Genomic DNA, 15,726 nt, shown 5'->3' with positions numbered 1-15,726 from the left:
CAGGAAATTCACAATGCACGCTGAAAAACCCAGTTCGCCCACAACAATTGCACCCGAAGAAGTTGATGTTGTGATTGTAGGTGGCGGATTATCCGGTATCGGCGCCGCGGTACATCTACAACAACAATGCCCAGGAAAACGCTATGTATTATTGGAATCACGAGATGCATTAGGTGGCACTTGGGATTTATTCCGCTATCCAGGCATTCGCTCCGATAGTGATATGCATACTCTAGGTTTTAGCTTTAACCCCTGGCCCGATGCAAAAGCCATTGCCGATGGCCCGGCCATCAAACGTTACATCAATGACACAGCCGATAAATTTTCCGTTACACCGCATATACGTTTAAGCCATCGTGTTACCCAAGCATTTTGGTCTGATGAAACTCAACGCTGGACAATTACCGTTCAGCATGGCGGCAATACACTTCAGTTTATTGTCCAATTTTTATTTATGGGGTCTGGGTACTATAACTACAATGCTGGGCATAACCCACTATTCCCTAACGAGTCAGACTTCAAAGGTGAAATTATTCACCCACAATTCTGGCCAGAAGAGCTCGATTACCGCGATAAGAATATGGTCATCATTGGTAGCGGTGCGACAGCAGTAACGCTAGTTCCTACGCTCGCGAAAACAGCCAAACATGTCACCATGCTGCAACGATCACCTACTTATATCGTCGCTCGACCCGGCAAGGACCGCATTGCCAATCTGTTAAAAAGCCTGTTGTCCGACACGCTCGCCTACAAAATAACTCGGAAGAAAAATATCTGGCTTAGCCGTTTTTTTAATTCACGCATTCAAAAGAACCCCGGTAAAGCCAAGAAATTCCTTTTAAAGCTAACCCGAAAAGAACTTCCAGAAGGCATCGACATCAAGCACTTTACGCCTGACTATATGCCATGGGACCAACGTATTTGCTTAGCACCCGATGGTGACTTTTTCTCAGCGCTACGCAATGGGTCGGCGAGTATCGTTACAGGTGATATTGAATCCTTTTCCTCTAGTGGCATTACCTTAAAATCAGGACACACGCTAGAGGCAGACATCATTGTTAAAGCAACAGGATTAGAGTTGGTGACAGGTGGTCATGTTGATATACGAGTTAACAATGAGCCCATACATTTCGGCGAGACTGTCAGTTACAAAGGCGTGATGTTTAGTGGTGTACCTAACTTCGTGTTGGTATTTGGTTACACCATGGCGTCGTGGACATTAAAAGCCGATTTGGCCGCCTTGTATTTCTGTCGGATGATTAATCACTTGGATCGTACCGGGTATTCTATGGCCTGCCCACCTCGACCACCTCAAGACCTACAGATAAAACCATTGCTCAGCTTTAACTCAGGCTATGTACAGCGCGCCGAAGCAAAATTACCCAAACAAGGGGATCGCCCACCCTGGGTGGTACACCAGGACTATCTAGCAGATCGACAAGTACTGCTTAATGAAGAAATCCCCGACGGGGTGATGGTGTTTAAGTAATTAAACGTTTTTTTCGGTTCGGCGCAGCGTGGGTAACATAACGGTAAATTCACTACCCTCACCTAGCTGACTACGCACGGTAATAATACCCCCCAGGGCGTTAACTAACTGCTGGGTAATCATCAATCCGAGGCCAGTGCCTTCCCGATCGGTACCCTGAACCTCTTTTGCTCTGAAGTAGCTTTTAAATAGTTTTTGTTGGTCTTCATCGGACAAACCAATACCCGTATCTTTAACGCAAAAACAGACGTGCTCATCAGCCGAATTTTCACCTTTCTGCTCAAGAGATAAAACAACAGACCCCGCATCAGTATACTTTATGGCATTCGAGACAATATTTTTAATGATTTGTATTACCTTTGTTTCATCGCTACGCATAATGATAATTTTTTCTGGCAGATTAGCGGATAGTGATATATCACTACCCTCACTATTTTTTTCATCTACTAAGGCCTGCCAATCCTTTAGGTTAGTGTTTATCAGAGCCACCACATCAAACGAGGTTAACGTTAACTCTGTTTTACCCGATTCCACTTTTGATATATCTAAAATATCATTAATCAAAGCCAACAAATGTTTACCGTTGCGATGAATTGCTTGCAACCCTTCTAGCTCACGCACTTTTAACCGATCGGCGACATTACGCGTTAGCACCTGAGAGAAGCCGATAATAGAATTTAATGGCGTACGTAACTCATGAGACATATTAGCCAAGAAGTTGCTCTTCGCTAGATTTGCCTCAGCAGCTCGCTCAGTCGCAAGGCGATAATCCGCTGTCATTTCTTCCGCTATTTTTTTCGCTTGGCGATTGATCGAATACAATGAAACAATGAGATAAAACAAGAACAGATCAATAATAATACCGGCAATAAGAATAAATTTTGGCTGATCAGACGCGTCTATATTTCCCAGACTAGCCGTATCTTTGTAAACAATTGTCCATAGCCGGCCCTGTAGCTCCACTTGCTTTATTGTTTGCTCGAGAGAAGACGGCTGTGCCGCTTTGCTTTGAAACAGCAGCGCAGTAGGCGTGATTGTATCGCCATCATAAATCGCAAACTCAATACTGGGATCTTCGGCACCGATAATGCCGCGCATTAGATCTCCTACACGGAACGGCGCATACACCCAACCTCGTATCAAGGCCTGACGTTCTTCAACGGTGGCTGGAATATTGCCACCATGATAAACGGGCAGGTACATCAAAAAACCTGCTTGTACATTTTCATCAGTTTCTTGTACTAAGGTGATTTTTCCAGACGTTGACGCATTAGCCGTTTCTACCGCACGCGCCATCGCCTCACGCCGTACTTCATTTGACCACATGTCATAGCCAAACGCGCGTTGGTTGCGCCAGTCAAAAGGCTCGAGATAAATTATCGACGTATAGTAGTCACGAGTCCCCTGAGGGTTCACTGCAAACTCGGGAAAACCTTCCGCACGCACGCCCGCCACGAAAGGTTCTAGCTCCTCAGGTTGAACCGGTACGGAAAACCCAAGCCCTTGAATGCCAGGCCAATGCCGATTGATATCAATCGTGGTGACGAAATTACGCCAATCATCACGTGACGTGTTTTCCTGACTACGAAGTAAAGCAACACCACTGCGTAAGGCTTGCTCGTAGACATTCATTCGCTCTTCAATGGCCAGCGTAATTTCATTCGCCCTGTATTCAAAACGCTGCAAAGCCTTCTGCTCGGCCAAATTACTCGCCACTAAATAGGCAACAACCGTAATGGTCAGCGATGCGCACAGCACCACCCAACCCGATAATGGATTGTGTAGATAGCTGATGATCCGCCAGTTAAGCCCAAACGCTCGATCAATTAGCGTCTTCTGTTCTGAAGCAACATGATCTCTACCACGCTGCGGGGACATATTGGCATCTGAATGCTTTGCTGTATTCATTGGGTCCAGATGAGTGAGCCTATATCGCTATTGAACTAGTGCCACTTTAAAAGCATAGCACCCACACACCAGCACACATTTATATTCAACGGGGTTCTCCACTCAGCATTTTAACTGTATATTAATACAGTTATGAGCCAATTTGCCGAACTACACTGCCTCAGCAACTTCACCTTCTTACGCAGCGCCTCCCACCCAGAGGAGCTAGTGTGGCGCGCCGCTGAATTGGGTTATCGCGCATTAGCAATTACCGACGAGTGCTCGCTAGCTGGGGTAGTAAAGGCTCACTCCGCGGCCAAAGCCGTCAGTCAAAGTGGGTTACCCTTACAGCTCATCATTGGTACCGAACTGCACCTACATAGCAACCCAAGCAACGAGGCCAACAGCCAGGCACCCGATATCCATCTACTTCTGTTATGCCCCAACCGCACTGCGTATAGTGAAGTATCCGGGCTCATATCCCGGGCTCGTCGGCGCAGCGACAAGGGGCACTACTACCTAGCACTATCTGATCTACAGTTCGGGACCCAACACTGCCTCGCTATTTGGTTGCCCAAGGCCGGCCTAGCCCCCACATCGATACAAATACTCGGCCAAACACTGGCCAGTTTTTTCAAACACCGGCTCTGGATTGGTGTGACACTCAATGCGCAAGGCGACGACCAAGCGCACTATCACAGCTGCCAACAACTGGCCGACATATGCGAAATCCCTATGGTGGCCTGCAACAACGCGCAAATGCATCACCTGTCGCGAAAGCCCTTACACGATGTGCTAACCGCTATACGCCTTAACACTCCCGTGCAAGACTTAGGCACACAGCGACTCGCTAACGCCGAGAACTATTTACGCCCCATTGAAGAACTCCAGCAGATTTATCCCGCCGCTTTATTAGAAGAAAGTGTGCATATCGCAAATCACTGTCATTTCAGTCTGGATGAGTTGCGCTATGAATACCCCGAAGAGCTAGTGCCCAAGGGGCAAGATGCCACGGTGTATTTACGCAAACTCACGTTCAGCGGTGCTCAACAGCGCTGGCCTCAAGGTATTCCCCCTAGTGTGCGAGAACAACTCGATAAAGAATTAGCTACCATTGCCGAGCTGCGGTATGAACACTACTTTTTAACGGTGTACGACTTAGTTCGTTTTGCCCGCAGCCAACATATTCTCTGTCAAGGTCGAGGATCAGCAGCCAACTCAGCGGTATGTTATTGCCTCTTTATTACTGAAGTTGACCCGGCACAAAGCGATCTATTATTTGAACGTTTCATTTCCAAAGAACGCAACGAGCCACCCGATATTGATGTCGACTTTGAGCACGAACAACGAGAAGAAGTCATTCAATATATTTATCGAAAGTACACGCGTAAGCGTGCTGCATTAGCCGCTACCGTCATTACTTATCGTTCTCGTAGCGCTATTCGTGATGTCGGTAAAGCCCTGGGGTTTGATGATCCATTGATTGATAAATTGGCTAAAAGCATGGCTTGGTGGAACAAGGCTGACCAACTCGCCGAGCATTTTCGCTCAGCTAATTTATTACCTTCTCAAGAACCATCCAACAACAATAAACATCGAGCAAAAAAAGCAGGACATTATCAACACATAGCTCAACAGTTCTTATCGCTAGTCAAAGACATTATTGGTTTCCCTCGACATTTATCACAGCATGTGGGTGGCTTTTTAATTACACACAGTCCTATTAGCACCTTAGTGCCAATTGAAAATGCGGCTATGCCGGATCGCACTATCGTGCAATGGGATAAAACGGATATCGAAGCATTAGGTTTGTTAAAAATCGATGTCTTAGCATTAGGTATGTTGACCGCCATTAGAAAAAGTATCGAACTTATTAACCAATATTCGGAAAATACATTGTCTATTGCCAACATTCCCAAAGAAGATCCAAAAACGTACAACATGTTATGTCGGGGCGATAGCATCGGGGTTTTTCAAGTGGAGTCCCGCGCGCAAATGGCCATGTTACCGCGCCTAAAACCCAAAACATTTTATGACCTGGTCATTCAAGTTGCGATTGTTCGCCCCGGCCCGATTCAGGGCGATATGGTGCATCCGTATCTAAAGCGTCGTAATGGCGAAGAAGCTGTTACTTACCCAAATGATGACGTCAAAGCCGTATTAGAGCGTACGCTTGGCGTACCTATTTTTCAGGAGCAGGTTATTAAACTTGCAATGGTCGCCGCCGGTTTTAGCGGAGGAGAAGCTGATCAATTACGTCGCGCGATGGCATCATGGGGGAAAAACGGCCACCTGCAACAATTTCACGATAAGGTGATTAATGGCATGCTATCACGTGGGCACGATCGTGAATTTGCTGAACGACTGTTTCGACAAATGCAAGGGTTTGGTGAATACGGATTCCCAGAATCACATGCGGCTAGTTTCGCATTGCTTGTTTATATTTCCGCTTGGTTAAAGTGTCATTATCCCGCCGCATTTTATTGCGGTTTATTGAATAGCTTGCCGATGGGTTTTTACTCCCCATCGCAACTCATACAAGATGCGCAACGCCATCAGATTAAAATCCTGCCCGTGGATGTGCGCCATAGCCAATGGGATCATTGTTTATACCACCACAGTAAAAACCCGGTACTCGAACAACAACCAGCCATTCGCTTAGGAATGCGTATTATTAAAGGTTTTAATCGTGCTGCGGCTGAACGTATTGTCAGCGCACGCAAGCAAGCCTTTACTAGCGGCCATGACATTCGCCTACGCGCGCAATTGAACCAACAGGAACTAAGTAGCCTAGTCAATGCTGATGCACTGTTAAACGTGACAGGGCATCGCCATCAAACCCATTGGGACACACAGTCCATTGCCTCTCCGACGCCACTGCTTGGTCTAAGCGAACTAGAAAACACCAATAGCCACTATACACCTAGACAGATGGCGCCCCCCGATAAAGTCGCCACTACGGTAATGGATTATCACAGTACGGGTTTAACACTGAACTCTCATCCAATGGCGCTGCTGCGAGAACAACACACATTCTCTCGCTGCCGTCGCGCTCAAGATCTGTACACGTTAAACACCGGGCGCTTTGTCCGCATCGCCGGACTAGTGACAGGCCGCCAGCGTCCCGGCACCGCATCAGGTGTAATCTTTATGACGCTTGAAGATGAGACAGGCAATAGCAATATCGTTATTTGGCGAGATGTATTACAACGCTTTCGTCAACAAATTCTGACAGGACGCTTGCTGTTGATTAAAGGCGTAGTAGAAAGAAAAGATTCCGTCATCCACGTTATTGCCGGGGATATTATCGATTACAGTGAAGCATTACCGACATTACGTAACCGTTCGAGAGATTTTCACTAGCCATCCACTCTAGCAAGACAGCTGAACACGTCAGGGAGCTAAATCTCCTAGACAATGAGCGCTTTAGCTGGCTAAAGCCCATGCTCCATATCACGAAAGTTTGACTAAAATTACGCTAGTGATCGCGCCGAATACGCAGCTAAACGACAAACGGCGTAATAATCATCCCAATTCTCCATATCCATAATTGGCGAATTCCAAACAAGCCCGTAACATTATTAACCTCGTAACGCACCACATCGCAACACGCCCAGTAGCCGACCAAGCGATGTATGATGTTATTGCCGCAGTGATGAGAAAGGATGCCACCCATGAGCAGCGTAAACCCCTACACTACCCCCCAAGGACAAAGCGGCGTTGGCTTAGAATCAGACTACCAACCCAAAATCTTCACCATGAAAGGCCGCATCGGTCGCCTACGCTATCTAGCTTACAGCTGGGCGTGGGGCATTATTTCTATGCTGCCTATTGCTATCGCTGGGGTTATCGCAGGCGCAGCCGCCTTCGCTGGCACCGGAGAAATTGGCCCTGTCGCTGGCCTCTTAATTATACTCGGCTACATCATTTCCTTTGTCGGCACGTTTGGGATGGCGAAACGCCGCTTGAACGATATGGATCGAAGTGGATGGTTATCGCTACTGCTACTATTACCCTTCATTAATTTCGCCGTAATTCTATTTTTAATTTTTGGTCGCGGTACGCAAGGCTCGAATAGCTACGGGTTGCAAACGGTGCCCAACACAACCGCTGTCTGGGTTTTCGGTTTAGCTGCACCTATTTTAAGCCTGTTGGTGATCATTGGAGTCCTAGCGGCTGTCGCTATACCCGCCTACCAAGGCTACGTTGAACAGGCACAAACAGGCTTTGAAGATCGCGGTATTGACTTCCGCTCGAACGGCACTCATGAAATACCTGTTGCCGAAGCCATGTCCTATACAGCAGATCTTAAGGAAAGAGTCGAAGCCTACGCTATCGAAAACCAAGACTTTCCCGCACAAAATGCTGATATCGGACATCACTACAAGGTGAGCTCGCCATACCTCGAATCAATTGATATCACTACAGGCGGAATTATCACAGTCTCATTCAGCAAAGAAGCTGACTCAATTATGGGTGAGACACTGGTATTTAGACCACTCGTTAACAATGACGGGTATATTGAATGGGACTGTAGTGGTGGCAGCTTAGCTACCGAATACCGGCCAACGAACTGCCAGTAACCAGACAAACAAATTTTAAAAACGGAATAACCATAATCACCCAAGACAGGGCAGGTAAATTATGTCTAAAACAGCAATCATTATCGATTCCGCAGGAAGCCTTCCTGGCTCGGTGTGTAAAAAGTACAACATATCATTTGTACCACTAACCTACACCGTCAATGGCGATACGCAAACCGATCCATGTGATGAAAAAGCAGCTTCAGAATTATTTACCTCGAATGCCTTTAATCGAAAAAATGACGTCTACACCACCCCTCCCACAGTAGATGACTTTGAAAACGCCATACTCAAAAAAATTGAAGAAGGCTACAATAGAATTATTGTACAAACGGTTAACCGAACCCAAGGAGAAACCTACAGCAATGCCAACGCCGCTCTCGCCAGGGTAAATAAGAAGTTAACCGACAAATCGGTCACTGTGCGAATCATGGATAGTCGCACAGCGTTTGCCGGACAGGGATTGATGGCGATTGAAACTATTAGACGTCTACTAAAAGAAAAAAGTGATGACGCAGTACGTCGCAAGATGGACAAGCTATCCGAAAAAATTCACACGTTTATATTGCCCAAAGAGGTCCGCATCGCACAAAAGCGCTCGAAGACCCGTAACGAAAATAGCGTTAGCACAAGCCAGGCTTTTATTGCTGATACACTTGGCATCCACCCTATTGTGTGTAACGTTAACGACTCCACCCATTCACCCGCAAAAATTCGCGGCTTTAATAAAGCAGCACAGGCCTTGTTTTCGCACGCAAGCAAATGCATTGAGTCCGGTTTGTATAGCCCCATCATTACCGTCACTTACGCAGGGCCACTTAGCGAGCTAAAAGAATTGCCGGGTTATAAAGCATTGAGTGAGAAAGCTGCAGCGAAAAAACTGATGTTGGTGCCGACGGTGGCAAGCCTAGCTGCAGGAATCTATACAAGCCCCGGCTCTCTTTCATTGGCATTAGCAGCCGAACCTCAAGAATGGAGCTAAGACTTTAGACAATATTCAGGGGCACAATCCAGGGGCACGGTTAAGTGTGACCCCTGAGCTAAAGATATCACAGGCATCACGCGATGCTTATGCCACTCTGTCATGCTCGACTATTATCGGCGCAACCTAGCCGCGCTGCTTAGCAAAATAAGCCTGCAAATCAGTAAACCCACCGATATGTTCATCACCGAAAAAGATTTGCGGCACAGTACGACGCCCACTGCGCTCCATCATTTCTAACCGCTTAGCAGGTTCTCTGCTGACATTTATTTCTTGGTAGGGAATGCCTTGCTGCTCCAGCAAACGTTTCGCCGCCACACAGTAACCACACATATCTGAGCTATACACTAAAGCAGGTTCCATAAACTTCTCTCTTTTAAACATTTAAAACGATACACCCTTAAGTCCATCGCCGACAAATACAACTATACGCGCCAGTTTAATCAAATAATTGACTTACTCAAGTTGTGGTTAGACAAAGCAGTTATATTGATAGCCTTTTCCCAGATTTTAATGCCATTTGTTAGGACATATAAAGAGCGAGTACGTTACAATCAGCACGATAGTGGACAGGCTCGTTTTAAGCCGTCAACCTCATTATGTAGCTCCACACGTGCAGTGTGATAGCTGAAGTTGCCGACAATACGTCAAGGCAGCAGCACAACATGAAGAGCGCCGTTGCCAATACGATTACAAAAGACAAGCTATTGATCCACCTGCTCCGGCCGCGAAAGAATTGGACTCAGTCAGTGAAACCAAACAAAGAAATAAAACATTTATTTCTTATCAGCATAACACTGATGCTGGCACTGATCGCAACACCTCATACCCAAGCTCAAGCCCAACCTCCACATAACGCAGTACAGGAACAAGTCTTACGCGCGCACCTCATTATTAATTTACTTCGCTATGTAAAATGGGATCGTGATAATAGCGCATATACAATTAACGAGACCCCTAAGTTAAACCTGTGTACCGCAGGAAATCCCAGCTCCACCAATGAACTTCGCAAGCTTCACGGCGTCACCATAAACACTCACACGATATCGGTCATACCACATTCAGAAACGCAGTGGTCTTTATGTGATGTATTGGTATTTGGTGAAGAATTAAAAAAAACCGAAACACATTTTGAGTTACACACGCCACTGTTAATTTGTGATAGCTGCATCTCGCAAAAAATACCGTCAGCCATTCGCATAGTAAGAATCGAAGAGGAGCAAAAGCCGGGCAACGTGGTTGTCCGCAATGGCTTTGAGGTTGACCTTAAACCTGCCAAGGAAGCTGGAGTATCTTTTGGATCAGATTTATTAGCGCACGCCATCAAAGTAAAGGGAATACAAGATGGCCAAGAGTAAGCGACAATCAATCCTAACGAAATGCCTAAATGCACTGCTGATCTGTATTTTAATGGGTATAATTTTTAGCATTTTTAGCCTACAAATTATTGGCACACGATTATCAACTCAACGTCTCAGCAACGACATAGAAACCGTCGGCATTATTCTAGGCAACCGTTCAATTGCATCGCTACGCTTTAATGACCCTAACGCCGCGACGCACAACCTAGAAGCCGCTAGATTCCACCCACATATTGACCGACTATGTTTATACAATACAAACAATAAAATTTTCACACAGTATATTGCCGACGGAAGCCAACAAGCCGATTGCAGCGAAACTATTTCTTCACAACAAGATTCTGGTTACAACTCTATTCGGGGAAACAATATACTAATTATCAAAGACATCTTTGATGATGGCGCTTACATAGGCAAATTAGCCATTACGGGAAACCTGTCTTTTGTAAAAAAACAACAAGGTCTCGAACTTATTGCCCAAGTTATTATTTTTGGTATATCAGCGCTAATTTGTTACTTTGCCGCGAGAAAATTGCTCGGCAATACACTTAAACCACTGGCCAAACTCAATCACGTTGCACTTAAGATCATCGATGACCCATTAACTAAGAGACGAGCGGGCATTGAAAATGACGATGAAGTGGGTGATTTAACCCAAGCGTTTAATCAAGTATTAGACAATCTATATGATGAAAACGGGAAGTTAGCAGCATCAGAGCAACGTTTTCGAACGCTGGCAGAACACTCACCCATCGCCATCTATTTTCGTGACAAGAAACATAACTTAATTTTTGCCAACAGAATGTGGCATCAATTCACGCATGTTAGCGAAACAGGTGAGCTAGAAGAGTTTTTTCAATATATCGAACCATCTGACCGCCGCCGCTACGAAAAGCTGATTACCGAGCAAACTCTGGCAGGCAAACAAGGAGTCATTGAATACAAGTTTAACCACCCAAATGATTCCGACAAAAAAGTGCTGCTCGAGTATATGGCGCCGCTCAGCGATACGGACAATCCCTCCGAAGTAGACGATATCACGGGCTACATCGGATCCGTTATGGATATTACCGAGCTAAAGTCTGCACAAATAGAGCTAGAAAAACTCGCATTTCACGACCCTCTAACCAATTTGCCCAATCGTCGGTTTTTTAACGATCACCTGAATTTTCGACTGGCCTCTGCAAAGAAAATTAGCACACCGCTCGCGGTTTTATTGATTGACCTTGATAATTTCAAACGCGTAAACGATTCACTTGGCCATGATTCCGGTGACCGATTGCTTGCGATTGTTGCTCAACGTCTGCGGGACGAAGTTTTTGAGGAAGACGTTGTTTCTCGGATGGGTGGTGATGAATTCATTGTGTTTTTGGAGTCTGCGCTCACAGAGGAAATGATCGATTCTGTTACTCAGCGCATACTGCATGTTGTCACCAAACCGATCAACATCTCCCGCCACGCAATCGAGGTAACCTGCTCAATCGGCGTCGCCAGGTTTCCACAAGATGCAAATAGCGCTGAGCACCTCATTCGCAACGCAGACATCGCGCTCTACAAAGCTAAAAGCATGGGCAGAAATTGCGTTGCTCATTTTTCTATGGAGCTCGATAACTATGTTCAAGAAAAAGTCCAATTAGAAACGAATTTACGAAAAGCGATATTGCGCGATAAATTCGAGCTATATCTTCAACCGCAGTTCAACACCCGGTCGAATTGTTTCGAATGGGCAGAAGCACTCTTACGCTGGCGCTTGGACGATGGCAGCTTTGTGGCGCCGGATAGATTTATCCCTGTTGCCGAAGAGACTGGGTTAATCGTTAAGTTAGGCGATTGGGTTTTTCGAGAGACCTGTCGAATAATTGCGTCACACCGACCTATATTGTCTGATTTAGGCATTAAAGGTATCTCTATTAACCTATCGCCCCGCCAATTCTATAGCAAGAACTTCGTCAATTTCGCGAAGAAGACCATAGCAGACTTCGATGTAAACGCTGGAGAAATAGAGCTTGAGATCACCGAATCTATCCTGATGGAAGATGTACCGGAAGCCGTGCTTCGCATGAGAAAATTGCATGCCTTAGGCTTTAAAATCTCAATTGACGATTTTGGCACAGGCTACTCTTCACTGTCCTACCTCAAAAACTTCAGCATCGACAACCTGAAAATCGATAAGTCGTTCGTTGAAGAGCTACCTCACAATCACAATGATGTGGCGATTACGACGGCGGTGTTAGCCATGGCGGAGAAGCTAGGTTTTGTTGTTATCGCAGAGGGGGTTGAGACACAAGAGCAAAGCGATTTTCTTCAACAGCAAGGTTGCTACATGATACAGGGCTACCTTTATGCCAAGCCCATGCCTATTGGAGAATTACTTGCGTTACCGCCTAGCTTAGCAAATTCACAGTCTGCTCACCGTCTCGAAGAGACTCGACAAGGTAAACGCTATTGAGCATTAGTTGCAGCATCGACTTTGTCTTTATCTAATGCCGCAACCACCCAAAAATCTACCGCGTTTAGAATACATTCCTCTCGGCTGATGCCCAATCGTTGATACATCTCAGGCCTAGCCGCACTGCGCAGCAATGCTCGGTAAGCTGCCCAAGAAAAATCTTGGGCTAGATCTTCTCTCATGTAGGGCGAAATAATCTTCCTTATAATCTCGACTCGCCCTCTGAATGCTTTTTCATAGTGGCTGTATAAATCTGGGTATTCTGATCTGAGGTCACGCCAAAATGCGACACAAAACTGCGCATCTGTATTGACCCAGCGTTTTGCCCAACCTTTTATCGAACCAACGATATCTGTTTCAATAAAAACGACCGGCTCGTTCACGCGCCGCTCCCAACGCACGATCAATTCATAGGTAATTGCCTCTTTACTGGGAAAATATTTGTAAAGAGTCTTCTTGCTCATACCCAAAGATTTGGCCAGGTCAGAGAGCAATATAGTTTTAATACCTACCTCGCGAGCCTTGCCAGCAAAGGCCTCCACGATTCTTTTCGCAACTTCCGCATGCTCATCATCAGCAATTTTACTGACTAATGACGGGCGCCCGTCAGTATTGACTTCTAACAGTTTCATAATAGAATTTCGCCATAGGAAACCAATATATTTAGTCCAGTTTCCACGAAATAGTATTCAGTTTCAAGGTTTCAGTTTTAAAAGCCTGCTTAATCGTTCGATAGCCAAATAGCTGCTCTATTTAAGCACCCGCTCGATCTTTGCAGTCACTTTAGCGTTTGTTAGAAATTGACGAGCAAAGTAAAACTGAAAATCCATCGCTAGTCACTTGACGGGATTACAATCCATGTTTTCGGTCAGTCGATTAGCGAAACGCTTTCATAGACCAACCTTGTGTGCCGTATCGGTTAACCCGCTCTGCGGCACTTTTTTTAACACCTTTTTTAACGCCTTAAGTAAACACGTCGAAGCCTCGATAGCGTCAGTGGCATTCGCTCGAACTCTCTTCCCACACCAATGATCTAACACGCCTGAAATGACGAACAACCTGCACCACTGGTGAGCACACAGGAGAATGATTCGTGATAGGATAGGCGTCCGTTTGTACCGAGCAATATGACTCGCTCGAAACCAAAGGTCATCAGGAGACAATATGCGACGCTTTATCTTAAGCTGTTTTAGCTTATTAATCGCATCCGCCGTAATCGCTCGCCCAGTAAGCGACACAACCACCTTAGATGGGGACGAGAGTTTCGTATTGGTGAAGCTTAACTCTGATTCCCACCCAAGATTCGCAACCCTATCACTCGTGCGCTGGGAAGATGAAAGGATATCAACATCCTTAGCCGAGTATTACAGTCTGCCTGCCAACGGTGAATATGTGCTCATCAAGCAGAGCCTCGCGGGCACCTTCTATCCCTACAACATCGACGACAGTAAGCGTGATGCACAAGGCCGCAAGATGGTTTTTGGCAAAACCCTTAAGGGTTCTTTGGTTGAAGGTGAACAAGCACAATATCGATACACACTTACCGAGGGCAAAATTAACTACATAGGTGACATTTCCGTGGAATCTGGTGAATCGGGTCAACATCAACTAAGCATCCAAAATCAGATTGAAGCGGCCACACAATTTGTTCAGACTCATTACCCCTCGCTATTTGAGCATTACGACGTCACTGAAGCGCTAATGACGACCAACAGCGATAGTGAAACCAGCGATTAACTGACCTTACGAGCTAACCGTTCCCAGCTAACCCTTACCAACCACCCTTTACCAGCCAACAACAGGCACTCACCGTACTCATGCGCTATCAAGGAAGCTGCCACTGTCAGGCGATTCAATTCTCAATAGAGGCACCTGAGACCTTAAATGCCATCAACTGCAACTGCACTATTTGCACAAAAGGTGGCTTCCTTCACTACATTATTCCACTGAACGATTTTCATTTGATCAAAGGTCAAGACGATATTACGACCTACTCATTCAATACTGGCATCGCTAAGCATACATTTTGTAAACACTGTGGCATCAAGCCGTTTTACACTCCCCGATCCAACCCCGACGGCATTGACATAAACGTCAATTGTTTAGACACCCGGCCCAACGAACTTGTTATCACCCCCTTTGATGGCCAGCATTGGGAGGAACATGGTCACACCCTCTCACACCTTAGCAAAGACTGAACACCACGCCCTGCAACCCAAGGTGGCGCGCAATCAACAGATGACGCTCTCAGGCTGTGCAGTCCTCACGGAAACTGCTCACAAGAGTCATGCATTCGCATTCAACCAGAAATCCATTGTGGTGCACCAAGGTTGCAAGACGCCTTAGCATTGAGCATCAAGCCCCCTAAGTGACCTACAAAATACCCCACAATAGCCTTAACCCTTTGAAATTAGTGGTAATTAATTTGCTGGCACACCAATTGCTCTGTCTCCGACATCACAATTGTTTAACACGCTCAACTGACACGTTGTGATCAATTGACTAACAACATTTCGATTTCCAACCGATTTCCAACTAAGGGAGCCGACATTTATGGCCAGTTTGTATGAAAAACTAGGTGGCGCAGCCGCTGTCGATGCAGCCGTTGATATCTTTTACCGCAAGGTTTTAGCCGATGATCGCATCAGCGAATATTTCGATGGCGTGGATATGACAGCGCAAGCAGCAAAGCAAAAATCCTTTTTAACCATGGTATTTGGCGGCCCTAACGAATACACAGGTAAAGACATGCGTGCAGCGCACGCGGGCATGAAAGGTTTAAACGATACACACGTTGATGCCGTGATCGAAAACCTTGGCGCAACACTCGCTGAGCTCGGCGTTGGCGAAGCTGATATCGCCGAAGTCGCGGCTATTGCGAACAGTGTTCGCGATGACGTATTGAACCGCTAAGTTTATGACGACGTAACGACAGCGCGAGCTATAAGCTCGCGCTGTTTTTTTATAGCACCACT

The 15,726-nt window shown here is 46.1% G+C and carries 12 protein-coding genes; 9 read left to right on the top strand and 3 right to left on the bottom strand.

What is annotated here, in order from left to right; all coding sequences use genetic code 11:
• Window positions 1-13 precede the first annotated feature (13 nt).
• Window positions 14-1,489: a flavin-containing monooxygenase gene (locus ACZ5NB_RS02960; protein WP_464107826.1), complete on the top strand. Its 1,476-nt coding sequence runs from the start codon at window positions 14-16 to the stop codon at window positions 1,487-1,489.
• On the opposite strand, the gene ACZ5NB_RS02955 is transcribed toward ACZ5NB_RS02960, so the two are convergent.
• A complete protein-coding gene (locus tag ACZ5NB_RS02955) occupies window positions 1,490-3,397 on the bottom strand; it encodes a CHASE domain-containing sensor histidine kinase (RefSeq protein ID WP_460231365.1) in 1,908 nt (635 codons plus the stop codon).
• A gap of 132 nt (window positions 3,398-3,529) precedes the next feature.
• On the opposite strand from ACZ5NB_RS02955, the gene ACZ5NB_RS02950 reads away from it, so the two are divergent.
• From ACZ5NB_RS02950 to ACZ5NB_RS02940, 3 genes are all read left to right on the top strand, one after another.
• A complete protein-coding gene (locus ACZ5NB_RS02950) occupies window positions 3,530-6,739 on the top strand; it encodes an error-prone DNA polymerase (RefSeq protein ID WP_460231364.1) in 3,210 nt (1,069 codons plus the stop codon).
• Between the two features lie 311 nt (window positions 6,740-7,050).
• A complete protein-coding gene (locus tag ACZ5NB_RS02945) occupies window positions 7,051-7,959 on the top strand; it encodes a DUF805 domain-containing protein (protein ID WP_460231363.1) in 909 nt (302 codons plus the stop codon).
• A 61-nt stretch (window positions 7,960-8,020) separates the two neighbouring features.
• Window positions 8,021-8,941, top strand: a complete 921-nt coding sequence (locus ACZ5NB_RS02940) for a DegV family protein (RefSeq protein ID WP_460231362.1) — start codon at window positions 8,021-8,023, stop codon at window positions 8,939-8,941.
• Window positions 8,942-9,067: 126 nt separating this feature from the next.
• Here ACZ5NB_RS02940 and grxC read toward each other — a convergent pair whose 3' ends face one another.
• Complete coding sequence (gene grxC, locus ACZ5NB_RS02935) at window positions 9,068-9,304, bottom strand: glutaredoxin 3 (protein ID WP_460231361.1); 237 nt, start codon at window positions 9,302-9,304, stop codon at window positions 9,068-9,070.
• Window positions 9,305-9,606: 302 nt separating this feature from the next.
• Here grxC and ACZ5NB_RS02930 point away from each other — a divergent pair, with 302 nt between their 5' ends.
• Together ACZ5NB_RS02930 and ACZ5NB_RS02925 are read left to right on the top strand one after the other, a co-directional pair.
• The gene (locus ACZ5NB_RS02930) at window positions 9,607-10,299 is read left to right on the top strand and encodes a YfiR family protein (RefSeq protein ID WP_460231360.1); all 693 of its coding nucleotides are present in this window, start codon (window positions 9,607-9,609) and stop codon (window positions 10,297-10,299) included.
• Entirely contained in the window at window positions 10,286-12,751 is a 2,466-nt protein-coding gene (locus ACZ5NB_RS02925) for an EAL domain-containing protein (protein WP_460231359.1), read from the top strand. The genes ACZ5NB_RS02930 and ACZ5NB_RS02925 overlap by 14 nt, the downstream gene beginning before the upstream one ends.
• On the opposite strand, the gene ACZ5NB_RS02920 is transcribed toward ACZ5NB_RS02925, so the two are convergent.
• Entirely contained in the window at window positions 12,745-13,383 is a 639-nt protein-coding gene (locus ACZ5NB_RS02920; RefSeq protein WP_460231358.1) for a TetR/AcrR family transcriptional regulator, read from the bottom strand. The two genes, ACZ5NB_RS02925 and ACZ5NB_RS02920, sit on opposite strands and share 7 nt — an antisense overlap.
• Before the next feature lie 532 nt (window positions 13,384-13,915).
• Between ACZ5NB_RS02920 and ACZ5NB_RS02915 the strand changes: the two genes are divergently transcribed.
• From ACZ5NB_RS02915 to ACZ5NB_RS02905, 3 genes are all read left to right on the top strand, one after another.
• Window positions 13,916-14,488, top strand: a complete 573-nt coding sequence (locus ACZ5NB_RS02915) for a hypothetical protein (protein ID WP_460231357.1) — start codon at window positions 13,916-13,918, stop codon at window positions 14,486-14,488.
• A gap of 80 nt (window positions 14,489-14,568) precedes the next feature.
• Window positions 14,569-14,949 carry a GFA family protein gene (locus ACZ5NB_RS02910; protein ID WP_460231356.1) on the top strand — a complete coding sequence of 127 codons (381 nt, stop codon included), beginning with the start codon at window positions 14,569-14,571 and terminating at the stop codon, window positions 14,947-14,949.
• A 355-nt stretch (window positions 14,950-15,304) separates the two neighbouring features.
• Window positions 15,305-15,664, top strand: a complete 360-nt coding sequence (locus ACZ5NB_RS02905) for a group I truncated hemoglobin (RefSeq protein ID WP_460231355.1) — start codon at window positions 15,305-15,307, stop codon at window positions 15,662-15,664.
• The last annotated feature ends 62 nt before the right edge of the window (window positions 15,665-15,726 follow it).

The sequence above is a fragment of the Aurantivibrio plasticivorans genome, assembly GCF_055392955.1.
Note: the sequence above shows the minus strand (reverse complement) of the source record. Positions and strands in the feature narration are given on the sequence as shown.